The organism is Francisella halioticida (assembly GCF_002211785.1).
GTDB classification, from domain to species: Bacteria; Pseudomonadota; Gammaproteobacteria; order Francisellales; family Francisellaceae; genus Francisella; species Francisella halioticida.
On the sequence record NZ_CP022132.1, the window covers coordinates 272,801 to 298,009 of the forward strand.

Consider the following 25,209-nt stretch of genomic DNA (forward strand, 5'->3'; position numbering starts at 1 on the left):
AAGTTATTAAAATATTATGATTAAAATTCTAAAGTATACTTACTATGCTTTATTCTCGGTTACTTGTTTATTATCGAGTGCTGTAGTTGCATTTTTGCCTGTTTTCTTCTTTTCATTAGTTAAGCTAATTATACCTGTAAAAAGTATAAGATATTTCTGTACTTCAGCAGTTGAATATTTTGTAAGTATATGGGTTAGTTATGCTATTCTAATTACAAAAATTTTTTCTCCAACAGAGATTAAGCTTGAACAAAGTGCTAGCTTAGATAGAAATAGCTCTTATTTGATTATATGTAATCATAAAAGTTGGCTTGATACTTTTATACTGATGTTAGCTTTTCATAAAAAAATAGCATTTCCTAAATTTTTTATGAAATTTCAGGTGTTCTTTATTCCTATATTAGGGTTGATTGCATGGGCTTTGGAGTTTCCAGCAATGAAAAGGTACTCAAAGGAGTATTTAGCATCTAATCCTGAGAAAAAAGGAGAAGATCTAAACAAAACTTTTGATTATTGTAAAAATCTGTCTTTAAGACCTACAGCGATAATTAATTTTGTAGAGGGAACTAGGTTTACACTTGAGAAAGCAAAGAAAAGTAATTATAAGAATTTGCTTAACTCTAAAGCTGGTGGTATAGCGGTGATACTAAAAAGTTTATCAGAAAGGATAGTTGGGATACTTAATACCACCATTGTTTATGATAATCCTGAGCAAACCTTATGGGATTTTATGGTTAGAAAGACAAAGAAAATAAAGGTAAAAGTAGATTTTATACCAATTTCAGAAGTTCCGTTAGGAGACTATTTTAATAGTGAGAAAGATAAAAAAAGTTTTCAAGACTGGTTAAATGACGTCTGGCAAAAAAATGATAAATACATTTCTAAACAACAGCTAGAGACTTAAATTAGTTCTAATAACCTTACGGATATATAAAAAGATATTGTGTAAAATAAATACCGCCATTGTTATAATTAAATCATTATATTTAGTTAGATATACTAAACTGTCCCTGTTATTCAATACCACTTTATAAAATATTTTTATTCCTTGCTTTTATGCAGCATCTAAAATACTAGAATATACTTCATCAGGAGTCATATATCCAATACTAGAATGTAGTCTTTCATTGTTGTAAATATCAATATATTCTTTGATACCTACTTTAGCCTCTTTCATAGTTATATATGATGCCGGATAAACATTTTCATATTTCAGTGTTCTCCAAAATCTCTCAATTGCAATATTATCTATAGATCTTCCTTTAGCATCCATAGATATATTTATTTTATTATCAGATAATATTTTAATATGCTCTTTTGCTGTATATTGAGTTCCTTGATCAGAGTTAAAGATATCAGGTTTACCATATTTAAATAACGCTTCTTTTAACACACTAGTTGTTAGATGTGTATCCATAGTATTAGAAATCTTCCAAGCTAGTATTTTCTTGCTATGCCAATCTATTATGGCTGCTAAATATGCATACCCACATTCTAGTCTAATATACGTGATATCAGCACTCCATACCTTATTAGCTTTATCTATAACAACCTGATTCGTCTCATTTTTAAATACATTAAGTAAGTATGGATATTTCTTGTGTTGCTTATTAATGACAGTTGTCTTTTTTTTAGGATACAATGCCTTAATACCCATGAATTCCATAGCACTTTTGATTAGCTTCCTTCCAACTAGAAATCCTAATCTATTTAGCAACTTTACTAGCCTTCTCGTACCATAATATGGATGTTTAGTATGTATCAAATCTATTGCATTTAATAGTTTAATATCATCATTACTACTAAATTTTGATATTGGTGTATAATAGTACACACTCTTAGATACAGATAATAGTTTAAGCTGATTATTTAAAGATAATTCTAGCTTAGTATCTACAGAGTTTACTCTATCATTTGATGATACCAAGCTTTTTAGCTTTCCCATTAAAAAATCCCTCTCTACTATTACCTCGACTAGTTTTTTACTTGTTGCATCTTTATCTTTTCTAAGCTCATCTATTTCCTGCTTATACTCCTTAACAACAGAGCTTTTATCAAATGCTAAGCAAGCATTAGATAAAAATTGCTGCTTCCAATTGTGCACGTTTTTAGGAAGTAAATCATACTTACTTGCTATCTCATTAACTGTCATATCGCCTTCTAGCAATTCTATAATTACTTTAGCTTTAAAATCAGCTGTATACGTTACTCTTTTTTTACTCATTTATCTATTTCCTAATTTATCTAGTTAAGTTTAACATCTAGGAATAAAAATCTTTCTAAAATCAGTAGCTTTTTCTGGGGACATTATAAATATAAAAAGACTCTTATTTTAGTCATATAAATAATCAAGTGTTACTTATGTGACTTAGGTAGTATATGTCCATTTATTGAAAGTTTAGGTTTCTAACATTGTTAGGAGTATATTTGATTGATTTAAATCAGAGCATCAATAACTGCCTGAGATCGTTTAATGAGTCAAATTTTTAACTATTGAAGATGGCATTATTAGATAGATTAGTGATTCAGCCAAGTTATTTGAATGAATAAGAATAAAGCAGAATATATACCCATAAAAATAAAAGGCATATATATTTCTAAAACCCTAATAGGTTTAAATGAGCCTTTCTCTTCAGCGATATGCTCTTCTGTTAACCATACTCTTGAAGGTAGGCGTCTTTCTAAAGAAGGGACAATACTACTTTTAATTTGTATATGATGTCTGAAAAATCTAATAATTTTCCACCATGCATAGCAGAAAACCAAACCAGCAAAGTAAGGAATAGTAATTAATATTGAAGATGGAGGGTTCTCGACATTGATATTATTGCTAATAGCTAAAGCAACGATACCAACTAATATAAGGTTGAAAACCAAAAAAAATAGATTAATAACAATTCTTCTATAACCAGTTCTATCAGTTAGCTCAACGTAAATTCTGTATTGTTCAATTAAAAGAGCATTATATTGTTCATTAGACAAGTTGTTTTCATCTTCGTTGTTCCACAACTTATCTTGGATTTCTTTGTGGCTTATCTTTTTCATTTTTTTCCTTTAACTTCTAACTCAAATAGATTAACAAAGTAATGCTATTACATTTTAAGTAATTTATCAAACTATAAATTATTAGTAATTATCTTACTCTTTGATTCGTAATTATATCAATAATTTTAGATGGTTGCGATGTTTTTGCATGAGTTTTTAAGACATAAATGTTAGGAAATGTTTTACTTATATTTGCAGCACTATTAATAAAGCCATAGTTAGAGATATTTGCACTTGTTGATATAATGGCATCATCAAGATTTGAACATATTTCTTTTACTATTGCTGTATCGACTAGGCGTATAGCAATAGTGGGTTTACCTCCCGTTAGCCATTGAATGCTGCCTCTACTAGGAATAATCCATGTGGTTGGAGTATCTTGTTTTGTGGATATTTTTTCAATTTGTTCTTTAGTTAGTTTTGATGTATCAACATATTTTAATAGGTGTTTATAATTGTGAGATATTATAATAAACCCTTTACTAGAGTCTCTTTTTTTTAGATTTATAACTCTATTGATAGCATTTTTAGATAGTATGCAGCTAAGACCATATACTGTGTCAGTTGGTATGCTAACAACTTTATTATTTTTTAGCTCGGCATTAATAATTTGTATATTATCTGTAAGCATATTCTTAGTAGTAAAATATTTTGGTGAGTTTAATTTTAATTTATTTTAGAAATAAAAAAACCTATAAGCTAAAATAACTTATAGGTTGAGTAGATTTAGTATTAAAGTATTTAGACTTACTTCTTGCTTAGTTGTTCTTTAATAAGGTCACCAAGAGTAGTTGGAGTCATTTGTTCTACTTTGTAGTTAGATTTGTCAGCAGAAGTGTTATCTTCATCAACAGCTTTGATAGAAAGAGCTATGCTTCTCTTCTTAGCATCAATATTGATTATTCTAACTTCTACTTCTTGATCTTCACTTAGCTCATCACGAACATCTTTTGTATGATCAACAGATACTTCAGCAATTCTAATGAAACCATCAATATTATTGTCTTCATCAAGCATAACAACAGCACCATTTTCTTGTACTTTAGCTACTTTACCTTTCACTAGAGAACCTTTTGGATGGATGTTGATGAAGTTCTTGAATGGATCTTCAGAAAGTTGCTTCATACTAAGAGCTATTCTTTCAAGGTCTGTATTAACAGAAACTAATACAGCTTCTACTTCATCACCTTTTTTAAGCTCTTTGATAGCTTTAGCTGGGTTGTCCCAAGCAACATCTGAAATGTGTACAAGACCATCTATGCCACCTTCAAGCCCAATAAATACACCAAATTCAGTGATTGATCTGATTTTACCAGTAACTTTATCGCCAGTTTTGTAGTTCTTGTCAAATTCGCTCCAAGGGTTAGGTCTACATTGCTTGATACCTAGAGATATTCTATGCTTACCAGCATCTAGTTCAAGTACAATAACCTCAACTTCTTGGCCAATTGATACAGCTTTATGAGGGTTAACATTTTTGTTAGTCCAATCCATTTCTGAAGTATGAACTAGGCCTTCGATACCTTCTTTAAGCTTAACAAAACAACCATAGTCTGTGATGTTAGTTACTGTACCCATTAGCTTAGCACCTACAGGAAGTTCGTTAGCAATATTTAGCCAAGGATCTTCACCAAGTTGCTTAATACCTAGAGATATTCTTTGCTTGTCTTTGTCAAACTTAATTATTTTAACATCTATTTCTTGACCTATAGATAGTACATCTGTAGGGTGGCTGATTCTACTCCAAGAAATATCTGTAATATGTAGTAGGCCATCAACACCGCCAAGATCAATAAATGCACCGAAGTCTGTGATGTTCTTAACGATACCTTTAAGAACAGTACCTTCGGAGATTTTTTCTAGCATAGCATCTCTATCACCAGAGTTGTTCTCTTCAATAACAGCTTTTCTAGAAACAACGATGTTATTTCTTTTAGTATCTATCTTAACAACTTTTAATTCGATGTCTTTGTCTTCTAAGTGTGCTACATCTTTGATAGGTCTTGTATCAACTAATGAACCAGGTAAGAAAGCTCTAAGACCTTCTACATCCATAGTGTAACCGCCACGTACGTGATTGGTGATTTTACCAAGAACAGTTTCATTGTTCTCAAAAGCATTTTCGATTCTATCCCAAAGCTCAATTTTCTTAGCTTTGTCTCTTGATAGTCTAGTTTCACCGCAGCTATTATCTAAAGCTTCTAGAACAACGTTGATTTTATCACCAACAGCTACTTCTAGTTCACCATCGTTATTTTTTAAAGAGACTACAGGGATGAAAGATTCTGACTTAAGGCCAGCGTCAATCATTGCAAATTCTTTATCTATACTAACAACAGTTGCTTCGATGATTTTACCTATTCTCATCTCAGTTTGTTTTAGAGATTGTTCAAATAGTTCTTTGAAATTTTCTGACATTTTATTTATTTCCATTTCCAGTGTGGTTGGTTATACATGGTCTGCAAGCACCCACCGGCTTTATTAAAAAGCGCTAGCAAACAATTTTGTAATGTGTAATATTATCTAAGAGATGTCTTTTCTTCAAGAGAAAAATAAAATATTTTATGTTAAATAACTTTGAAAAACACGTTTTTTTTATGCAAAAGGCTTATGAGCAAGCTCTTCTTGCCTATGATGCGGGAGAGGTACCTATTGGATCTGTAGTTGTTGATCAGAATGATCAAATTTTAGCACAATCATATAACCAGACTATAACATTAAATGATCCAACCGCTCATGCTGAGATACTTTCTTTAAGAAAAGCTGCTAAACGGTTGAATAATTATAGATTAATCGATACAAAATTGTATGTTACTTTAGAGCCATGTATAATGTGCTTTGGTGCTTTAGTTCAGGCGAGAGTTTCTGAATTGATTTATGCTTGTGATGATACTCGTGTTGGTGTTACATCGATACGAATGCTTCATCAAAGCAGAAGTTTTAACCATAAATTTCAAATAATTAATGGTGTGATGAGTCAACAATGTGGGGAGCTTTTAAGAAAGTTTTTCAAAGAAAGAAGAAAGTGAATTTATGAGCAAAGAAAAAATAGTTGTTTTATATGGTGGGGAGTCTCCTGAAAGAGAGGTATCTTTGAATTCTGGAAAAGCTGTCTTAGACTCATTGGTGCGTCAAGACTATGATGTTGTTGGTCTAGATGTCAGCTCAAAAGAGTTGGTATCAAAACTTTTGGAATTAAATCCCGCTAAATGCTTTATTGCCTTACATGGTGAAGATGGTGAGAATGGTAGGGTTTCTGCAGTACTTGAAATTCTAAATATTAAGAATACTAGCAGTGATATGAAAGCTTGTGTCATAGCTATGGATAAAATGCTCAGTAAGAGAATATTTGAAAGTTATGGTATTTCTACACCAAAAGCGAGAACTCTTTCGAATAAGTTAATAGAAGCAAAAGATTTAAGTTTTCCTGTTGCTGTTAAACCAATTTGCGGAGGTTCAAGTATAGCAATATCCAAAGTAAAATCAGTAGATCAGTTACAAACTGCTTATGATGAAGCTTCTAAATATGGTGAAGTAATGGTCGAAGAATGGATCTCAGGTAAAGAAATTACCGTGGCAATAGTTGGTAATAATGTTTATTCATCAGTTTGGATTGAGCCTAAAAATGAATTTTATGATTATGAATCGAAGTACTGTGGCGAGTCTATCTACCACTGTCCAAGTGGATTATGTGAGGAAAAGGAGATAGAAGTACGCCAACTAGCTAAAAAAGCATATGACTTGCTCGACTGTAAAGGACATGCTAGAGTTGATTTTATTTATGATCAAGGAGAGTTTTATATTATGGAAATAAACTCCTCTCCAGGAATGACATCAAATAGCCTTTCACCAAAATCTGCAGCAGTAGAAGGTATTGATTTTGATGATTTTGTTAAGCTAATAATAGAACAGGCAAGATGATTAGTGCTACACGCAAACCTTTGATATTAGGTTTTATATTACTTATATTACTTATATTGCTTAGTATTGTTGTATATATTGTTAGTAAAACTGATAAGGTAATCTCAAAAGTTGATGTTGTTTCTAATGATGGTTTAGTCTATATATCAAAGCAAGATTTAATAAATAAAGTTGATAAGCTTGGTAGCAAAGAGTGGTTCAATGTTAATACAGAGGTTATAGAGAAATACCTTCGCTCATTTAAAGGGGTTGATTACACTTTAGTAAAAAAAGTATGGCCATCTACACTTGTTATATATTTATATGATCACAAACCCGTTGCTTATTGGAATAACAATAAAATTTTATTAGATAATATGAATATCATTACACCACAAGTTTTCAGTTATGATGGGAAGCTACCTTATATAGAAAGTAGTGATAATGATAATAAGGACTATATTTACGAGACTTATCAAGAACTAAACAGTATTGCTAAACAAAATGGTACAGAGATAATAAAGATCTACTATAGTGGTAATCAGTTTAGTTTACTGTTTGCAAATGATATGAAAGTCATTCTTGGTTCAAAAAAGTTACGTCTAAGACTAGAATTATTTTTTAAATCATATCAAAAAGTAAAAGATTATCATTCAGTAGAATATTTTGATATGCGCTACAGTGATGGGTTCGCTGTGAAGTATAGGTAGAAAAGATATTTATTTCTATTGGTTTTCTATGATTATATGCATATAATGTAATATAAGTATATATGCGAATAAAAAATATCTGTCTTTAAAATTGGGGCTAAATTAAATGAGTTTTGGGAATAATAATTTTTGTGCGGTCGATCTAGGTTCTCACAAGGTGGCTGTTGCGATTGGCCAGCTTGCGGAAAATAATAGTATAAAAATACTAGGGGTCAGCCAGAAAAAATCTAAAGGTATAAAGCAAGGTTCAGTAATTAACCTTGAGATGGCGATGGAAACACTAAATGCGGCATTAGATGAAGCTAAAAGTATAGCCGGGGTTGATGTTAGAGAGGTAACCTTAGGTATAAGTGCTCCAAGTATAGCAGGCTTTAACTCATATGGATTAGCAGCTGTGGATAATGGTGAAGTTAGCATGGAAGATCTTGCAATGGCAATAAAAACAGCAAAAGCTGTACCAATGTCTGCTGATACTGAAATGCTCCATGTTTTGCAAAGAGATTATATTGTTGATGGCCAATCTGGTGTTACAGAACCAATAGGTATGTTTGCTGTGAGATTGGAATCTAATGTGCATATCATAGTAGCTTCTTCGCGCTTGTTACAAAATGTTAGGAAATGTATTTCAAATTGTGGTTATAAAATAAGTAGCTTGGTAGTTGAACATTTAGCAGCAAGTAGTGCCACTCTTACAGAGAATGAGAAAGAGATGGGAGTTTGCTTAGTCAATCTTGGAGCTGATTCTACAAGTTTTTCTGTATTCTCAGATGGAGGAATTTGCTACACATCTAGTATTACAACAGGCGGTAATAGTATCTCTTCAGATATATCAAAAGTATTTAGGCTTCCTATAGAAGCAGCAGAAAGCCTGAAATTACAATATGGTTATGCCGCAAGCAAATATCTTAAAAATCCAGATGAGAAAATAGATATTCCAAACTCTTTGGGCAATGCTAAGAAAAGAATATCGCTACAAGATTTGTCGTTGGTTATAGAAGCTAGAGTTGAGGAAATATTTGAGTCTTTGTATAGAGAGCTAGATCAAAATCGATTACTTGAGGTGATTTCCTCAGGGATAGTATTTACTGGTGGTGGAGCGAAATTAAAAGGTCTTGCAAGGCTAGCTGAAGATATGTTTAAGTTACCTGTAAGAGTTGGTGGCCCAATAGAGGTTAGTGGAGCAAATGAAGTAGTGCATAATCCTTCTTACTCAACCGTTGTTGGATTATTAAAGTATGCTTCAGAGAATGCTCAAGAAGGATCTGAACAAAGTGTCGATGAAGATATGATAGAAATTGATGGAGATACAGATAAATCTAAGAAAAAGATAATATCATCAGTAAAAGGATGGTTTTCGAATAATTTTTAAGATATAAATGGGTTAGAAATAATAAAATAAAGGAGTGTACAATATGTTTGATTTTAATGATTCAATGGTTTCAAGTGCCATAATTAAAGTTGTTGGTGTTGGTGGCGGGGGCGGTAATGCTGTACAACATATGTGTGAAGAGGTTACTGACGTTGAATTTTTTGCTTTAAATACTGATGGTCAAGCATTATCAAAGTCAAAAGTTCAAAATGTGCTACAAATTGGTACTAACCTTACTAAAGGTCTAGGTGCTGGCGCAAACCCTGACGTTGGTAAAAGAGCTGCTACAGAAGATAGAGCTAAGATTGAGCAGTTGTTAGAAGGTGCTGATATGGTTTTCATCACTGCCGGCATGGGTGGTGGTACAGGTACTGGTGGAGCTCCTGTTGTTGCAGAAGTTGCAAAAGAGATGGGGATTCTTACAGTAGCAGTAGTTACAAAACCTTTCCCATTTGAAGGGCCTAGAAGAATGAAAGCTGCTGAATACGGTATTGATGAGCTTACTCAACATGTTGATTCTATAATTACAGTACCTAATGAAAAACTTCTAAGTGTACTTGGTAAAGGAGCATCTCTTTTAGATGCTTTTAATGCTGCAAATGATGTGTTAGGAAATGCTGTAAAAGGTGTTTCTGAACTAATTACTAAGCCAGGTTTAATTAACGTCGACTTTGCTGATGTCAGAGCAGTAATGACTGATATGGGTCTAGCGATGATGGGTATGGGTCAAGCGACTGGTGAAAACAGAGCAAGAGAAGCTGCAGAAGCTGCTATTTCAAGCCCTCTTTTAGAAGATATCAATTTAGATGGTGCTAAAGGTGTAATCGTAAATATTACAGCAGGCATGGACATGTCTATCGGCGAGTTTGAAGAAGTTGGTGAAGTTATTAGATCTTTCATTTCTGATGAAGCGATAGTAATAGCTGGTACTGTTATTGATCCGGATATGTCTGATTCTATGAATGTAACAGTTGTTGTTACTGGTATAGAAAAAGTTGCTATGAAAAAAGGTTTTGGTGTTGAGAAAAAAACTGCTCCTAGTCAAGGGTCCAGCTTTTCAAGTAAGCCAAGCACCCCTTTTGTAAGAAAGGAGGTTGAGGTTGCCGGTTCTAGTGATAGCTTGAAGCTTGATTTAGATTCAACAGACAAATCAGATATACCTAGTTTCTTGAGAAGAAGATAATAAAACTAAACTTTAAGAGAGCATGATGAAACAAAAAACAATAGCAAATCAGTTTTCTGTAACAGGCATAGGCTTACATTCTGGTGTAGATGTTTCTATGATAATTAAGCCTGCTGATATTAATACAGGAATAGTATTTAGCAGAGCAGACTTGAATCCTGTAGTTGATATTAAAGTAACTCCTTTTAACATTAAAGAGGCTGTTATGTGTACTCTTTTAACAAAAGAAGGTGATCAAAATTTAGCAGTATCAACAATAGAACATTTAATGTCAGCATTTGCTATGTTTGAAGTGGATAATGTGCTCGTTGAAGTTAATGCTCCTGAACTTCCTGTGATGGATGGAAGTTCTTACGAGTTTACTCAGCTTTTAAAAAATGTTGGAGTAGTAGATCAAATTTCTGACAGAAAAGGAATTAAGCTTTTAAAGCCTGTAAGAGTTGAGCATGAAGACAAATTTGCTGAAGCTTTACCAAGTGATACTCTTAAATATGAATTTAAAATACAGTGGGATCATCCAATAATAGCTGCGACAAATGATCATATTATATTTGAGTATAATCTCGATGAATATATTGAAATGGTATCAAAAGCTAGAACATTTGGCTTTTATGAACAACTTGCTTACTTACATCAAAACAATCTTGCCAAGGGAGCATCTTTAGATAATGCCGTGGGTATTAGTAATGAAGGTGTTCTTAATGAAGATGGTTTACGTTATGATGATGAGTTTGTTAGGCATAAGCTTTTAGATGCTATTGGTGACTTCTATGTTGGAGGTTATATTCTAGGCCATTTTAACTGTTTTAAATCTGGACATACTCTTAATAACAAGCTTTTACATGCTATTTTTGCTGATAAAAGTGCATGGGAATATATTTAAAATTTAAGTCAAGTTTCTTCAATCTGTTAGAACTATATTTTCATCTTTGATATCTAACTCCAAACTATCTTTTATTAGCTTTACGCTTTTATCACCATGGATTTTTTGCACAGCATTATCACGTTTTATTTCAGCAGGAGATTTGTTATTGTTCGTGGCATTATTAGGTAAATTTTTAATATCGAGCCTAAAACTGGGATTGTTTAATAATTCACAAATAGCAGATTGTAGCTTTGTAATACTTTGTGGATCAAGTTCTAGAATTTTTTTAGCGTCATCATTTAGTTGGATCTGATAAGTATCAATATTATTTTTGATTAGATGGCTGTTGAATGCTAGTGTTTTTGTAAAACCTTTAAGCTTTATTTTATTAAGTGTAGTAAACCAGTGTTTATCAAGATCACTATACTCTTCTTGCTTCTGAGTATCTATTTTTTGTGGTTTAATAGGATCAGTAGTAGGTTTAATAAATTGTTCTTTAAGGTTGGATAGATCTTTATTTTTAGGTTTAGTTATATTGTTAGTATTAGATTGAGAAAAATTGTTGTTATTACTTAAACTTTTTTTTTTGAAAGCTATTAGTCTAAGAATAGCCATTGCTAGTCCAGTCTCAAAGTTTGGAGCTAATGAGAGATCTTTTTTTGCTGAAATAGTAAGCTGATAAAGCAAATGAGCTTGCTCAATATCTATCTTTTCTAGAATAGTATTTATTAGATCCACATTTATTTGATTTGTAGAATCTAAACTCTGAGTGATACCATATAGGCAGCAGCTAAACCAAACTTCTGCTATTCGATCTAGTACAGCCTCAGCATTATCTTCAGATAGAGTTAGGTTTTTAACCGCCGATAATATTTTATTAGGAGTATCATTTATAATGGCATCTATTAAGATGTAAATTTCTTCACTATCTACGATACCAAGCATTTGTTTAATTTGAGATTGCTCAAGCTTGCCACCACAAAAGCTAATTGCTTGATCAAGCAGACTTAGAGCATCCCGAAGGCTACCTTTTGCATGATAGGCCATATAATCAAGAGATTGCTCATCCACTTCAATATTTTCCTTAGAAAGAACCATCTTCAACTGGTCTTTTATATCAGCTTGAGATATGTGCTTTAGATGAAGTTGTATACATCTGGATAATATAGTAACAGGTATTTTATGATAATCTGTAGTAGCTAAGATAAATTTTACATATTCAGGAGGTTCTTCTAGAGTTTTTAGCAATGCGTTAAAGCTCTGCTTAGATAGCATATGCACTTCATCTATTAGATAAACTTTGTAACGGCCTTGTGATGGCATGTATTGTATGTTGTCTAGAATCTCTTTTGTTTCTTCAACGCCTGTGCGAGATGCAGCATCAATCTCTATTAGATCGATAAAGTTATTATTGTTAATAGCAACACAGTTTTCACATTCATTACATGGCTCTGCAGTTACACCTGTTTTACAGTTTAAACATTTTGCCAATAGTCTACCTAAGGTTGTTTTACCAACTCCTCTTGTGCCGGTAAAAAGGTATGCATGGTGAACTTTTTGCGCTTCTAGTGCATGCACTAAACTATTAAGGGCATGCTGTTGACCAGCAACCTCTGAAAATGATTGAGGTCTATATTTTCTCGCTAATGCTTGATATGACATTTACAAATTTTTATTTAAAAATTCTTATACTAAATGATAGCAGAGTTGCTTCAAAAGAATAAGGTATTATTTTGATAACTTTAGTCAGTCTTTGTTTGTAATATTTATTCTAAAAATATAAAATTTATATACAAAATTTAACTAACAAAAAAATATCAAATGGAATCTATAAGTTATAGAGTTTTATTGAAAAATCTAACAGCCCGTATTGAATCTTTACGGGACTATCTTTGACTATGATGTTAAAAAAGAAAAATTAACAGAGATTTTAATGGAACTTGAAGATGGTTCTATATGGGATAATCCCGAATATGCACAAAATTTAGGCAGACAAAAAGTTGAGCTTGAAAATGTAGTGTATAATTGCGAGCATATTTCAGAAACATTAGAAACCTTATCAGAGCTACTAGAGCTAGCAGAAGAAGAGGAGTCGCTTATGCAAGAGATTGCTAGAGATACTCAAGATGTGACTAGTGAAATAGAAAAACTTGAATTTAGTCGTATGTTCTCTGGGGAGATGGATACTAACAATGCCTATCTTGATATTCAATCAGGTTCAGGTGGTACAGAAGCACAGGATTGGGCAGAAATGCTAATGCGTATGTACATGCGTTGGGCAGATAGTCATGGGTTTAAAGTAACTATTGATAATATATCAGATGGTGATGTGGCAGGTATTAAAGGTTGTACAATGAATATAGAAGGTGAATATGCTTATGGTTGGCTGCGTACAGAAACAGGTATCCACAGGCTTGTAAGAAAATCACCATTTGATTCAAATAGTAAGCGCCATACTTCTTTTGCATCAGTTTTTATATCACCAGAAGTAGATGATAATATTGACATTGAAATTAATCCAGCAGATTTACGTATAGATACTTATCGCGCAAGCGGAGCAGGTGGGCAACATGTAAATAAAACGGATTCAGCAGTGCGTATAACTCATGTACCGACTAACACTGTTGTACAAAGTCAAAGTGATAGGTCACAACATAAAAATAAAGATGGTGCGATGAAACAACTTAAATCAAAACTATATGAATTAGAACTTCAGAAACGTAATACTGCAAAAGATGCTTTAGAAGATTCAAAGTCAGATATTGGTTGGGGTAGTCAAATTCGTTCATATGTTCTTGATCAGTCGCGCATCAAAGATTTAAGAACTGGTGTGGAAAGTACCAATACCCAAACAGTATTAGATGGTGATTTGGATAAGTTTATTGAGGCTAGCCTTAAAAGTGGGTTATAATAAATAGTTTTATAAAAAGAAAGTTTTGCTACTTACTGCCTAAGTTTAGCAACACACTTTTTTCATGGCTGAAAAAGTAAGCAAAACTGCTTAGTACTTACTATCGCTCATTTGCATGATAATGGTATCTACAAAACTTGCTTAAGTTCAAACAGTTGTAGATACTTTTCATTAGCAAAAGCTAACCGCTAAAGTGCAAATAAATATAATAATAGGATTTAAAATGAGTAGCAAATTAAAAGATTTAATAAAAACGTCGATAAAAGAATATTTAGATATTAATGATATAACAGTTAAAGATGCTGTTAGGGGAAAAATAAGAGAGCAAATTAGTAGCTCTCTTGAAAATATAAGTGAGATAAATGATCAAGTTAAAACAAAGGTAGCAGATCTTGTTAAAAAATATATTACAGATATGCAAGAAAGCTCACAAATGGCCTTAAGAAAAGAAAAATTACAAACACTAGCAGAACAAAATAATGGGATTAGCCATCCAAACAGCTTTAGAAGAAATATCGTTGCTGCAGACTTACAAGTAAAATATTCGGATAAGACAAAGCAGGAGTTAGAAGAATTAGAGCCAAAAGAGTTTTATAAAGTAACTGGTAGAGCTGTTTTGAGAAGAGTGATGGGTAAAGCTTCTTTTATTACTCTTCAAGATTTATCAGGTAGAATACAGATTTATTTGAAGAAAAGTGATCTGCCGGAAGGTCAATATAATACTTTTAAAAACTTATGTGATTTAGGTGATATAGTTGGTGTTTCTGGAATTATGTTTAAAACAAATACAGGTGAGCTATCTATTCATGCAGATCATTTTGAGATTCTAACTAAAGCAGTTCGACCTCTTCCTGATAAGTTCCATGGTTTATCAGATCAAGAAACTAGATATCGCCAGAGATATGTTGATCTTATTACAAATGATAATGCTCGAGAAGTTTTTAAAGTTCGCTCAAAAGTAGTGAGTTTTATTCGTAATTACTTTGATAGTATGAACTTTATGGAAGTAGAGACTCCTATGATGCATGTTCTACAAGGTGGGGCAGCGGCTAAGCCATTTAAAACACATCATAATGCTTTAGATATGACTTTATACTTGCGTATAGCTCCAGAGCTTTATTTGAAAAGGCTAGTTGTTGGTGGTTTTGAGCGTGTTTATGAAATAAATCGTAATTTTAGAAATGAAGGAGTATCATCTCGCCATAATCCAGAATTTACTATGCTTGAGTTTTATATGGCGTATTCTGACTATAACGATCTTATGGATTTGACAGAAGATATGTTCTCTAAGCTTGTGCAAGATGTTATAGGTACGCAAGAGCTTGAGTACGGCGAATATAAAATCAACTTTGGTGGCAAGTATGAACGTATATCAATGGTTGATTCAATCGTCAAATATAGTGATGATATTTCAAACCAAGACTTAGGTGATTTTGAGTCAGCTATGAAAGTTGCAAATAGGTTGAAAATTAAAGTAGAAGCTTTTTATGAGCTTGGCCATTTAATAAATGAGATATTTGAAGAGACTGTGGAGCATAAGCTTATTCAGCCAACATTTATTACTGATTATCCAGCAGTAGTTTCACCGTTAGCACGTCGACAAGATGGCAATCCAGAGTTTACAGATAGATTTGAATTCTTTATCGGGGCACGTGAAATTGCTAATGGTTTCTCTGAACTTAATGATGCCCAAGATCAAGCAGAAAGATTTAGAAAACAAGTCGCAGCAGCAGCTTCTGGTGATGATGAAGCGATGCCATATGATAAAGATTATATTAGAGCTTTAGAATATGGTATGCCACCGACCGCTGGTCAAGGTATTGGTATTGATAGGCTTGTAATGTATCTAACAAATTCACAATCTATTAGAGATGTAATTTTATTTCCACATATGAAACCAGAATAATTTGAGTGCTAGAAACTTGTTTGAATAGTAATTTGTATACTATAAGATTAGAAATTAAAAGTGATCTTTTATCAATATTAAGTTTAAAGAAAAAAATGAAAAAAAATTAATATTAGTATCCTTATTAGCTGTTACAACAGTAGCATGTGTAGCCAAGACATCAGTTAATCCTTCAAATATTGATAGTTTAGCTTCTTCTCTAGTTTTATAGCTTTCATCATGTACTAACTCTACTTTTAAAGTTCCAAAGAAACTTTCACAAGCAGCATTATCGTAACAGCATCCTTTAGAGCTCATACTTGATAGTAGCCAGTGTTCTTTAATAATGTCTTGATATTGTTTGCTACAAGTACTGTGACCCTTTATCAGAGTGTATAATCACACCACTAGGAAAATTTATTCTAAATAATGCCATATTTAAAGCATTACAAACTAAATCCGCTTTCATCCTAGAATCCATTGCCCAACCAATAACTGATCTTGAGAATAAATCTATAATCACACAAAGATACAGCCACCCCTCTTGTGTAGGTACATAATATAATGTTCCCAGAAAAAGCTACTGATTTTAGAAAGATTTTTATTCCTAAATGTTAAACTTAACTAGATAAATTAGGAAATAGATAAATGAGTAAAAAAAGAGTAACGTATACAGCTGATTTTAAAGCTAAAGTAATTATAGAATTGCTAGAAGGCGATATGACAGTTAATGAGATAGCAAGTAAGTATGATTTACTTCCTAAAAACGTGCACAATTGGAAGCAGCAATTTTTATCTAATGCTTGCTTAGCATTTGATAAAAGCTCTGTTGTTAAGGAGTATAAGCAGGAAATAGATGAGCTTAGAAAAGATAAAGATGCAACAAGTAAAGAACTAGGCGAGGTAATAGTAGAGAGGGATTTTTTAATGGGAAAGCTAAAAAGCTTGGTATCATCAAATGATAGAGTAAACTCTGTAGATACTAAGCTAGAATTATCTTTAAATAATCAGCTTAAACTATTATCTGTATCTAAGAGTGTGTACTATTATACACCAATATCAAAATTTAGTAGTAATGATGATATTAGACTATTAAATGCAATAGATTTGATACATACTAAACATCCATATTATGGTACGAGAAGGCTAGTAAAGTTGCTAAATAGATTAGGATTTCTAGCTGGAAGGAAGCTAATCAAAAGTGCTATGGAATTCATGGGTATTAAGGCATTGTATCCTAAAAAAAAGACAACTGTCATTAATAAGCAACACAAGAAATATCCATACTTACTTAATGTATTTAAAAATGAGACGAATCAGGTTGTTATAGATAAAGCTAATAAGGTATGGAGTGCTGATATCACGTATATTAGACTAGAATGTGGGTATGCATATTTAGCAGCCATAATAGATTGGCATAGCAAGAAAATACTAGCTTGGAAGATTTCTAATACTATGGATACACATCTAACAACTAGTGTGTTAAAAGAAGCGTTATTTAAATATGGTAAACCTGATATCTTTAACTCTGATCAAGGAACTCAATATACAGCAAAAGAGCATATTAAAATATTATCTGATAATAAAATAAATATATCTATGGATGCTAAAGGAAGATCTATAGATAATATTGCAATTGAGAGATTTTGGAGAACACTGAAATATGAAAATGTTTATCCGGCATCATATATAACTATGAAAGAGGCTAAAGTAGGTATCAAAGAATATATTGATATTTACAACAATGAAAGACTACATTCTAGTATTGGATATATGACTCCTGATGAAGTATATTCTGGTATTTTAGATGCTGCATAAAAGCAAGGAATAAAAATATTTTATAAAGTGGTATTGAATAATAGGGACAGTTTAATCTGATATAGAAAAGTATAATCAAATTGATAGTTATTTAAAAAATAATGGAAAGGCAAACTCTAGCTCGGTATACATTATCTGGGGAGGTGCTAATAATGTTTTTCAAGGTTACAACATGCAGGATGCTGCAAAAGATGTTATTTATGATGCTGATTATTTAGTTAGTAAAGGGGCGAGTGCTAACAATATATATATAGCTAACCTACCAGATTTAGGAATAACTCCATTAGCTATAAGTACAAAAACTGTTACGCCGATGAATGCACAATCTAAAATATTTAATAGTGAGCTTAATAGCTTATTAAAATCAAAAAAATATCATTTAATAGATGTGGTGAGTTTCTTAAATAAGATTGTTAAAAATAAGAAAATAACTATAAATGGCAAAACATATCTATTTAGTAATGTAACTGATGGTTTATGTAAAACTGGGAGTCCAACAGATCCAAATGCTTTAATCTGTGTGCCAGATTTATCAAAACAAGGAGCTAGTACTTATTTATTTGAGGGAAATATCCATCCTACTTCATATCTTCACCAAGTATTAGCACAGTACATTAAGAGCAATATTGATAAAACTCATACTTAGATTATTATGAATCTTTATAAGATGGTTTTTTGGTTAAATTATTAATTTATTTTAAGATAAGGGTGAAGCATAGCTATACTTGTAACCATTTTTTAATATTAGCTTTATTTTCACTATAAGTATCTAGACCTACTTTAACAAGCTCTTTAATATTATCTTCACTAATATCAGACATATCTGAGCTCGCCATACCAAGGTCAGGATTGATGCGAAGATGTTTATTTTCACTCATAATCATATCTACTGAGTAGGTTGAGGAATTAGTATCTCCATTCATGAAATCATCTATAATACCATTAGCTAACCATGATAACCCTCCCCACTTATAAACTGAAGATAATCTCTTTTTTATAGCTTTATTATCTTTAGCTGAATAGCCTGTTCCTAATGATAGTATAGAAATATCATCAAGCTTAGATCCAAGTTCCACAGCATATGCAACACCTAACATACTAGGATTATTTGCAGTGACTCCACCATCAATATAATAGTTATTATTTATCTTAAATGGAGGAAAATAGGTTGGTGCTGAACTAGATGCATTTCCAACCTGTGCGGAGGTTAAATTTTGAGTCATAGCTGTACTTTTAAATAAAACTGCTTTATTTTTTGTTAAATTATAAGATGTTATCAAAGTTGGCATAATCGCTGTAGAGAACTGACTGGTTCCTAGCATTTTTATAAGTGCTTTGTATTTGGATTCTCCAGAAAAAGTCGAACCATAAATAGAAGATAAAAAGGATAGAATGTTTTTATGGAATACTTTACTTAACAAAGAGTGATCAGTATAAGTATCAAGAATTTCTTTAGCAGATTTTTTCATTATATTCATTTGTATAGCAATTAAAGCACCAGTGCTAGTAGCAGATACTAATTGAAAATGATCTTGAATATTAATTCTAAAATCTTTTTCTATACAATAAAGAATTTGTGCGGGAATAATACCTTTTACACCTCCTCCATCAATACATAATACTTTCATTCCATATCTCCACAGTAGGTTAATTCCAGAACCTATTTTCCATTAGCATTGTTTAAATAGCAAGTTTGTCATGGCACCGTTAAGTTAACTAATTGAAGTGTAAAAAAGTAGTTTTTCTAAATCGTTTATACGTTGTCCTAAAAGCTTTTCAAAGAAGTGCAGACTGTGTTTAATGAAAATTATATATAAACTGTCCCTGTTATTCAATACTACTTTATAAAAAATTTTTATTTCTTGCTTTTATGCAGTATCTAAAATACCAGATATACTTCATCAGGAGTCATATATCCAATACTAGAATGTAGTCTTTCATTGTTGTAAATATCAATATATTCTTTGATACCTACTTTAGCCTCTTTCATAGTTATATATGATACCGGATAAACATTTTCATATTTCAGTGTTCTCCAAAATTGATCATACCCTCCTATTTGGGACACTTAGGTGTTAAGAAAAGGAGACAAGATGAGATATACAAAAGAGTTTAAAGATGAAGCTGTTAAATTATGTTTACAACCAGATGCAAATAGACGATAAATAGCAGATAATTTAGGGGTTAAATATAAAACCATTTGCAGTTGGATATCCAAAGCCATGTCAAACCCTCAGAAAGAAATAAAGATAGATTATAAAACGCAGTACCAGCAACTATCTTTTGAAAATACTGATTTGAAGAAAAAACTCAAACAGGCAGAAACAGAGCGTGAAATACTAAAAAAGTCAGCAGCGTACTTTGCAAAGCAAAATCTGTAAGGTACGCCTTTATTAAGGAGCATTATAAAGTTATGCCAGTAACAACACTATGTAAATCTTTGAATGTGAGCACATCTTCATATTACAGATGGATTCATAAACCTATAGGTAAAAGGCAATATAATGATGCTGAACTAGATGATGCTATTTTAATGAACATAAATCTAGATATGGAAGTGTTAGGATATACAAAGAGCTTAAAGATATGGGTTGGAAAGTTACTCAACCTAGAGTATCTAAACGTATGAAATTACTTGGTTTACATGCTAAAGCGGCTCGTAAGCATAAGAAAACTACAGATTCTAACCACAACAAACATGTTTATGATAATTTATTAGAACAAAACTTCACTGCTTTATCTGTAAATCATAGGTGGGTTACAGATATAACTTATGTACCTACACAAGAGGGGTGGCTGTATCTTTGTGTGATTATAGATTTATTCTCAAGATCAGTTATTGGTTGGGTAATGGATTCTAGGATGAAAGCGGATTTAGTTTGTAATGCTTTAAATATGGCATTATTTAGAAGAAATTTTCCTAGTGGTGTGATTATACACTCTGATAAAGGGTCACAGTACTGTAGCAAACAATATCAAGACATTATTAAAGAAACACTGGCTACTATCAAGTATGAGCTCTAAAGGATGCTGTTACGATAATGCTGCTTGTGAAAGTTTCTTTGGAACTTTAAAAGTAGAGTTAGTACATGATGAAAGCTATAAAACTAGAGAAGAAGCTAAACTATCAATATTTGAATATATTGAAGCTTACTATAATACAAAAAGGAGACATTCTACAATAAATTATATGACTCCATATCAATTTGAATATATAATGGAAAATGAAATAGTAAACTGTCCCAAATTGACGGGGTAGATCAAAGTTCCAAAAATAGCTACAGTCGTATTTGGTCTATAAAGTATTTTATTTATTGGGTTATTAATACTATTTTGCTTACTGTATGTATTTAGAGATTAGTTGCTAATATTAGTTGAAGAAGGAAAGTGTTCTAAAATCGATTAATCTTTAGAGAAGCTTTGTATTAGCTATTGAAACTATCTCTATGAATTTCACAATTATAGAATTTATATGCCACCTGCACCAAGCTTTGATTGATTTGAGTTTGGTACTAATATAGATCTGGCAGCTTTTGCTACCGTATTCCAGTTTTGCTCAGAAATATAAATACCTTTTTCAAGGATTTCATTTCTTTTTTTCAAGAGTGTTTTAGAATCTAAGCAAATATCATATGAATTAGTATTAGGTAATTCTATCTGATTTTTACTAATATTTATGTTTAAGTCTTGATTGTTAATGCATGGTTTATCTGATAAATAAATGTTTGGAGTTGTATCTTTTGAATTCATTATATATACAATCTTTTTAGGAGAAGACCTATTTAACCATTGTGCTTTTATAGATAGTCTTTTTTTTGTTAGTTTGTCTAATAGACCACATGCTAATAAACGATCGCGGCAGTTTTCTATATTTAAACTCACCTCACTATAATCGGCTAAAACGTCATAAGAATATGCCAATAAATTAGGAAGGTAACATAGTATGCTATCATCATTAAGATTAACAGAGATATTTGCATTGTAAGTTTCTATTTTAGCAGGTTGATACGTATCTCTTTTAAGAGAGTCTAGTGCTTTAATAAAGCCTTTAATTCCATCTAGTCCAATTAATTCTAAATCAGCAATAATATTTGAAATAATAACAGCATCACCATATGGAGTTTTCAATCCTTGGAAAGCTTTTCTACAGACATTAGTGATTTCATTGTGCGAAACATACATTTTCAAATCTCCTTATAAAATAGTGTACTAAAATTAAGTTTTAAGCGTTTTTTATGTTTTTAGTGTAAGTTTGGGCAAAGTGGAAATAGCCAATTATCATCATTTATTTCATTTAATAGAGGAGCTCCTTGAAAGAAGGTGACACGTACCCAACGATCTGACCTTGGATCGAACTTGGTTGCTCCTAAGAATGATAATTTACACCTCAATAAATCAATAGGTAACATATCTTTAGCCAAAATATTCATTTGTATGTCACCCATCAATCGATTTCCCATAGTACAAACTCTTCTAGCAATAGGACTATACGGAGGATTATCTATTAAAAACTGTACTAATTTAGTTTCTGGATGTTCAGAGCTAATTGCTTTATAAAGGTTTGAAACCTGTCTAGCTATGTCTAAAGGGAGTTCTTTATCTTCACCTAAATCTTTTCCTCTAACTCCTAGTCGAGGCTCTTCCTTATCCTCTGAGATATACCAAAACCAATAACTATTTTCAAGTTTGGTAAAGTCAGTATTAATAGCCCAGGCGTATCTATTTTCTAATATTTTTAGTGTTTCAGCAATTGTTATACTAGGAGTTAACTCTAAGGTTTGATCTACTGATTTCATGTTTAGTGCATGAGGGTCAGAATGCTCGGGATAAACTTCTAATAAGCAGGAGATAAGTATTTCTTGGGATTCGTATTCAAAGAACTCAAGATCTTTTAAAACACTTCCCCACTGAATACTATTATGTTTAATATTTTCTAGAATAGGTATTATTGTATCTATGTCTTTAACAGCTTGAGCATTGATATTGTTTTGTTGTTCATCTATAGTTACTACTTCCGATAAGTATTGCAGAGCTTTGCGTATTAAAGAAATAACTTTATTTTTTCTCTCTATAGTAATATCTAGGTTAGATATCAAGGTTAATGCTAGTTCGCGTTCTGATAACCATTGATCGATTACGCAGGGGTGATTTATAAGATATGGGGCCATACCTAGGCCTGTTGCATTACCAACACCAATATAACGTTGAAACTCTTTATCAATAGTTACTGCAGACTCTCTAGCTTGCTCTTTTGAAATAAAATGTACCCAGTCTAGACTAAATTGACGTAATAAGTAGACTGAAAACATTTGAGCGCTAAAAGTTAAATTAAAGTCGGGATTATTTTCTAATAATTTAAAATCAGAAATACCAAACTTTCCATTACCGTAGACTGCTGTGGTTCTTAATATATATCCAACCTCAGAAAGTAGCTCTGGGTTAGGCTGTTCTCCTGACTGTAACTTTTGTAAAATATGGTCAAAAATTCTTAAACTTTTATTAGCTCTTGCCAAGACTAATATTTTATTAGAATTCCTACCGTATTCTTGCTTAGGAACATTATTGTATAAATCTTTATATAAGTTATCATCAACCTCACCTTGTACAAGAGCAAAAGTTACATCCCATTTTTCAGCAATAACTCTATCATTACGCTCATCATCTCTGATTTTATTAGAAAATATCACTAAGTGATAAGAGCCATTTTTTGTGTCTAATCTATAAATAGCAGAACCAAAACCCTCAGGTGATAAGTTCCAAGTTGTAATAGATACTTTCCAATTATGCTTAAACATTCTACGAACTAATCTACGAGCAAAACTTAAACGACTTTGGTGCATTGAACCAAGTCTTTTTATATTCATAACAACTTCGGGTTTGCGCATAGGAATTTTGTCTGAATTATTTAGTTTATTTTTCATGAATATTTTCTCGTTTTAATAAGGTTAATCTTTCTGTTGCTTTTTGGTTTTTTAACATCTTATTAGCTATCTTTGGAGCATTCCAAAGAGAAGGTAACAAAATCAAAGATACAGGGGCTGCTGTAATAATGATGAATGATTGCAAAGAGCCGATACCTCCTTTATTCATAGAAATCAATATAAGTGCAGTTAGCCCCATTAAAATACCCCATAAACATCTGATCATTTTATTTGGTCGATAACTACCACTTAAAACAACACTAATAGTATAAGTGATGGAATCTCCTGTTGTAACAATAAATATTACAGTAAGAATTAAAAATAGTATTGTTATTATCAAATGTGCTGGCAAATATGATGCAATAGCTATCAAAGCAGCTGGCTGGCTACCATGAATATAAGCCTGGCTAATAGTTCCTGGGTGAGTAATCTCTAGAGCAATACCTGTGCCTCCAACTATAGAGAACCAAAAACAAGTAGCTAAAGGCGCAATAATACTAATAGCTATAAATAATTGTCTAATAGTTCTTCCACGTGAAACTCGAGCAATAAAAATAGCCATCATTGGGCCATAACCTAAAAACCATCCCCAGAAAAATACTGTCCATTGACTTAGCCAATGTTCATTGCCTCGGTACATAGACATTGGAACGAAATTTTGTATCAAAGTTCCCATGCCTTGTATATATCCATTAATAATAAAACTGGTAGGACCAAATATTAAAATATAAACCATTAGTGCGACAGCTAATATTACATTACAACGACTAAGGAATTGTAAACCTTTATTCATGCCTGTAAGGGCTGATAATGTATATATAATAATAGTAATTAGAATGATGATGGATTGTGTTATAAGGTCATTAGGGATATGCAATAATTCTTTTAAGGAATATCCTATTTGTAAACCAAGAAAACCTATTGGTCCTATTGTGCCAGCTGCAACAGATACAATACAACATGCGTCTATTAACCCTCCCCAAAAACCTGTTAAAACTCTTGCTCCAAAAACAGGATAGAGTAAAGTTCTCGGTTTTAAAGGTAACCCTTTGTTGTGATGTAAATACATTAATACAATAGAAGTTAAACTCCCTAAGATGCTCCAAGCAAGAAAACTCCAATGCATAAATGATTGGGCTAGAGCATTGATAGCATTTTGATATGAAGAATGAGTGCTTAGGAATATAGGTGATGGTGATACATAGTGAGCTATGGGCTCTGCTGCAGCCCAAAAAACACCTCCACCAGCTAGTAATGTACAAACAATCATTGAAACCCATTTAAAAGCATTGATCTCTGGTTTATCAAGCCCACCTAATTTTACGCAACCAGTTTTTCCAATAGCTAAGAAAAGAGCAATAAAGAATGTTAAGAATAGAAGTAACTGCCAGAATGGTCCAAACATACTAGTACACCAAGCAAACCCAGTATTAACTGCTTTAGTTAACCATTGACTATTTATTAAGTCAGCAATTATAAATAGTAAAATAAAACCACCACTTAATAAAAAAGCAGGGTTATTAAGTTGCAAATCTTTGCATATTTGTTTAAAACGTTGATTGGATTTTTTTTTTTCATTGAGCATTTTTTTTCACCATGAAG

25 protein-coding genes and 1 pseudogene are annotated in these 25,209 nt (G+C 32.1%); 15 read left to right on the plus strand and 11 right to left on the minus strand.

From position 1 onward, the window contains the following. Window positions 1–16 precede the first annotated feature (16 nt). Complete coding sequence (locus tag CDV26_RS01515) at window positions 17–904, plus strand: acyltransferase (RefSeq protein ID WP_088771790.1); 888 nt, start codon at window positions 17–19, stop codon at window positions 902–904. Window positions 905–1,054: 150 nt separating this feature from the next. Here the strand turns inward: CDV26_RS01515 and CDV26_RS01520 are convergent, their stop codons facing one another. The 4 genes from CDV26_RS01520 to rpsA form a co-directional block, all read right to left on the minus strand. Continuing rightward, window positions 1,055–2,224, minus strand: a complete 1,170-nt coding sequence (locus CDV26_RS01520) for an IS3 family transposase (RefSeq protein ID WP_088771791.1) — start codon at window positions 2,222–2,224, stop codon at window positions 1,055–1,057. Window positions 2,225–2,517: 293 nt separating this feature from the next. After that, window positions 2,518–3,045, minus strand: coding sequence for an intracellular proliferation membrane protein RipA (locus tag CDV26_RS01525; RefSeq protein WP_088771792.1), 528 nt, complete (start codon window positions 3,043–3,045; stop codon window positions 2,518–2,520). Window positions 3,046–3,133: 88 nt separating this feature from the next. After that, window positions 3,134–3,676, minus strand: coding sequence for a Sua5/YciO/YrdC/YwlC family protein (locus CDV26_RS01530; RefSeq protein ID WP_088771793.1), 543 nt, complete (start codon window positions 3,674–3,676; stop codon window positions 3,134–3,136). A 116-nt stretch (window positions 3,677–3,792) separates the two neighbouring features. Then, window positions 3,793–5,463: a 30S ribosomal protein S1 gene (gene rpsA, locus CDV26_RS01535; protein ID WP_088771794.1), complete on the minus strand. Its 1,671-nt coding sequence runs from the start codon at window positions 5,461–5,463 to the stop codon at window positions 3,793–3,795. Window positions 5,464–5,609: 146 nt separating this feature from the next. Here rpsA and tadA point away from each other — a divergent pair, with 146 nt between their 5' ends. From tadA to lpxC, 6 genes are all read left to right on the plus strand, one after another. After that, complete coding sequence (tadA, locus tag CDV26_RS01540) at window positions 5,610–6,074, plus strand: tRNA adenosine(34) deaminase TadA (protein WP_088771795.1); 465 nt, start codon at window positions 5,610–5,612, stop codon at window positions 6,072–6,074. Between the two features lie 4 nt (window positions 6,075–6,078). Further along, complete coding sequence (locus CDV26_RS01545) at window positions 6,079–6,966, plus strand: D-alanine--D-alanine ligase (RefSeq protein ID WP_088771796.1); 888 nt, start codon at window positions 6,079–6,081, stop codon at window positions 6,964–6,966. Then, a complete protein-coding gene (locus CDV26_RS01550) occupies window positions 6,963–7,655 on the plus strand; it encodes a cell division protein FtsQ/DivIB (RefSeq protein ID WP_088771797.1) in 693 nt (230 codons plus the stop codon). The genes CDV26_RS01545 and CDV26_RS01550 overlap by 4 nt, the downstream gene beginning before the upstream one ends. Window positions 7,656–7,761: 106 nt before the next feature. Continuing rightward, on the plus strand, window positions 7,762–9,024 hold the full coding sequence (gene ftsA, locus CDV26_RS01555; RefSeq protein WP_088771798.1) for a cell division protein FtsA: 1,263 nt from the start codon (window positions 7,762–7,764) through the stop codon (window positions 9,022–9,024). A 43-nt stretch (window positions 9,025–9,067) separates the two neighbouring features. Beyond that, window positions 9,068–10,207, plus strand: a complete 1,140-nt coding sequence (gene ftsZ / locus CDV26_RS01560; protein WP_088771799.1) for a cell division protein FtsZ — start codon at window positions 9,068–9,070, stop codon at window positions 10,205–10,207. 22 nt (window positions 10,208–10,229) lie between these two features. After that, the gene (gene lpxC / locus CDV26_RS01565; RefSeq protein ID WP_088771800.1) at window positions 10,230–11,090 is read left to right on the plus strand and encodes a UDP-3-O-acyl-N-acetylglucosamine deacetylase; all 861 of its coding nucleotides are present in this window, start codon (window positions 10,230–10,232) and stop codon (window positions 11,088–11,090) included. Between the two features lie 18 nt (window positions 11,091–11,108). On the opposite strand, the gene dnaX is transcribed toward lpxC, so the two are convergent. Continuing rightward, window positions 11,109–12,734, minus strand: a complete 1,626-nt coding sequence (gene dnaX / locus CDV26_RS01570; protein ID WP_088771801.1) for a DNA polymerase III subunit gamma/tau — start codon at window positions 12,732–12,734, stop codon at window positions 11,109–11,111. Window positions 12,735–12,893: 159 nt separating this feature from the next. Here dnaX and prfB point away from each other — a divergent pair. Together prfB and lysS are read left to right on the plus strand one after the other, a co-directional pair. Continuing rightward, window positions 12,894–13,983 (plus strand): peptide chain release factor 2 gene (gene prfB / locus CDV26_RS01575; protein ID WP_211276375.1). Its coding sequence is split into 2 segments (ribosomal slippage): window positions 12,894–12,965 and window positions 12,967–13,983, totalling 1,089 coding nucleotides; the frame shifts between segments, so codons are not numbered across the junction. Between the two features lie 223 nt (window positions 13,984–14,206). Beyond that, a complete protein-coding gene (lysS, locus tag CDV26_RS01580; protein WP_088771802.1) occupies window positions 14,207–15,889 on the plus strand; it encodes a lysine--tRNA ligase in 1,683 nt (560 codons plus the stop codon). Window positions 15,890–16,060: 171 nt separating this feature from the next. On the opposite strand, the pseudogene CDV26_RS12810 reads toward lysS, so the two are convergent. Continuing rightward, a pseudogene (locus tag CDV26_RS12810) lies at window positions 16,061–16,439 on the minus strand (IS3 family transposase); the annotation flags it as partial. Between the two features lie 77 nt (window positions 16,440–16,516). Between CDV26_RS12810 and CDV26_RS01595 the strand changes: the two are divergent. Together CDV26_RS01595 and CDV26_RS01600 are read left to right on the plus strand one after the other, a co-directional pair. Next, window positions 16,517–17,686: an IS3 family transposase gene (locus CDV26_RS01595; protein WP_088771805.1), complete on the plus strand. Its 1,170-nt coding sequence runs from the start codon at window positions 16,517–16,519 to the stop codon at window positions 17,684–17,686. Window positions 17,687–17,765: 79 nt separating this feature from the next. Further along, window positions 17,766–18,332, plus strand: coding sequence for an SGNH/GDSL hydrolase family protein (locus CDV26_RS01600; RefSeq protein ID WP_255321931.1), 567 nt, complete (start codon window positions 17,766–17,768; stop codon window positions 18,330–18,332). 73 nt (window positions 18,333–18,405) lie between these two features. Here the strand turns inward: CDV26_RS01600 and CDV26_RS01605 are convergent, their stop codons facing one another. Beyond that, on the minus strand, window positions 18,406–19,314 hold the full coding sequence (locus CDV26_RS01605; protein WP_088771807.1) for a patatin-like phospholipase family protein: 909 nt from the start codon (window positions 19,312–19,314) through the stop codon (window positions 18,406–18,408). A gap of 251 nt (window positions 19,315–19,565) precedes the next feature. Then, window positions 19,566–19,754 (minus strand): integrase core domain-containing protein, encoded by a 189-nt coding sequence (locus CDV26_RS01610; RefSeq protein WP_088771808.1) that lies wholly within the window; start codon window positions 19,752–19,754, stop codon window positions 19,566–19,568. A 154-nt stretch (window positions 19,755–19,908) separates the two neighbouring features. Between CDV26_RS01610 and CDV26_RS11825 the strand changes: the two genes are divergently transcribed. From CDV26_RS11825 to CDV26_RS14110, 4 genes are read left to right on the plus strand one after another with little or no spacing between them, the layout of a single operon-like run. Then, on the plus strand, window positions 19,909–20,067 hold the full coding sequence (locus tag CDV26_RS11825) for a hypothetical protein (RefSeq protein ID WP_157671347.1): 159 nt from the start codon (window positions 19,909–19,911) through the stop codon (window positions 20,065–20,067). A gap of 32 nt (window positions 20,068–20,099) precedes the next feature. After that, window positions 20,100–20,315: a hypothetical protein gene (locus CDV26_RS11830; protein ID WP_088771820.1), complete on the plus strand. Its 216-nt coding sequence runs from the start codon at window positions 20,100–20,102 to the stop codon at window positions 20,313–20,315. After that, window positions 20,273–20,710: an IS3 family transposase gene (locus tag CDV26_RS01615; protein ID WP_088773423.1), complete on the plus strand. Its 438-nt coding sequence runs from the start codon at window positions 20,273–20,275 to the stop codon at window positions 20,708–20,710. Before CDV26_RS11830 ends, CDV26_RS01615 begins: the two co-directional genes overlap by 43 nt. Continuing rightward, window positions 20,700–20,945 carry an IS3 family transposase gene (locus CDV26_RS14110; protein ID WP_088771809.1) on the plus strand — a complete coding sequence of 82 codons (246 nt, stop codon included), beginning with the start codon at window positions 20,700–20,702 and terminating at the stop codon, window positions 20,943–20,945. Before CDV26_RS01615 ends, CDV26_RS14110 begins: the two co-directional genes overlap by 11 nt. Window positions 20,946–21,154: 209 nt before the next feature. On the opposite strand, the gene CDV26_RS01625 is transcribed toward CDV26_RS14110, so the two are convergent. From CDV26_RS01625 to CDV26_RS01635, 3 genes are read right to left on the minus strand one after another with little or no spacing between them, the layout of a single operon-like run. Then, window positions 21,155–21,868, minus strand: a complete 714-nt coding sequence (locus CDV26_RS01625) for a DUF3726 domain-containing protein (protein WP_088771810.1) — start codon at window positions 21,866–21,868, stop codon at window positions 21,155–21,157. 59 nt (window positions 21,869–21,927) lie between these two features. After that, window positions 21,928–23,607, minus strand: coding sequence for a hypothetical protein (locus CDV26_RS01630; protein WP_088771811.1), 1,680 nt, complete (start codon window positions 23,605–23,607; stop codon window positions 21,928–21,930). Further along, window positions 23,597–25,192, minus strand: coding sequence for a BCCT family transporter (locus CDV26_RS01635; protein ID WP_088771812.1), 1,596 nt, complete (start codon window positions 25,190–25,192; stop codon window positions 23,597–23,599). Before CDV26_RS01635 ends, CDV26_RS01630 begins: the two co-directional genes overlap by 11 nt. Window positions 25,193–25,209 lie beyond the last annotated feature (17 nt).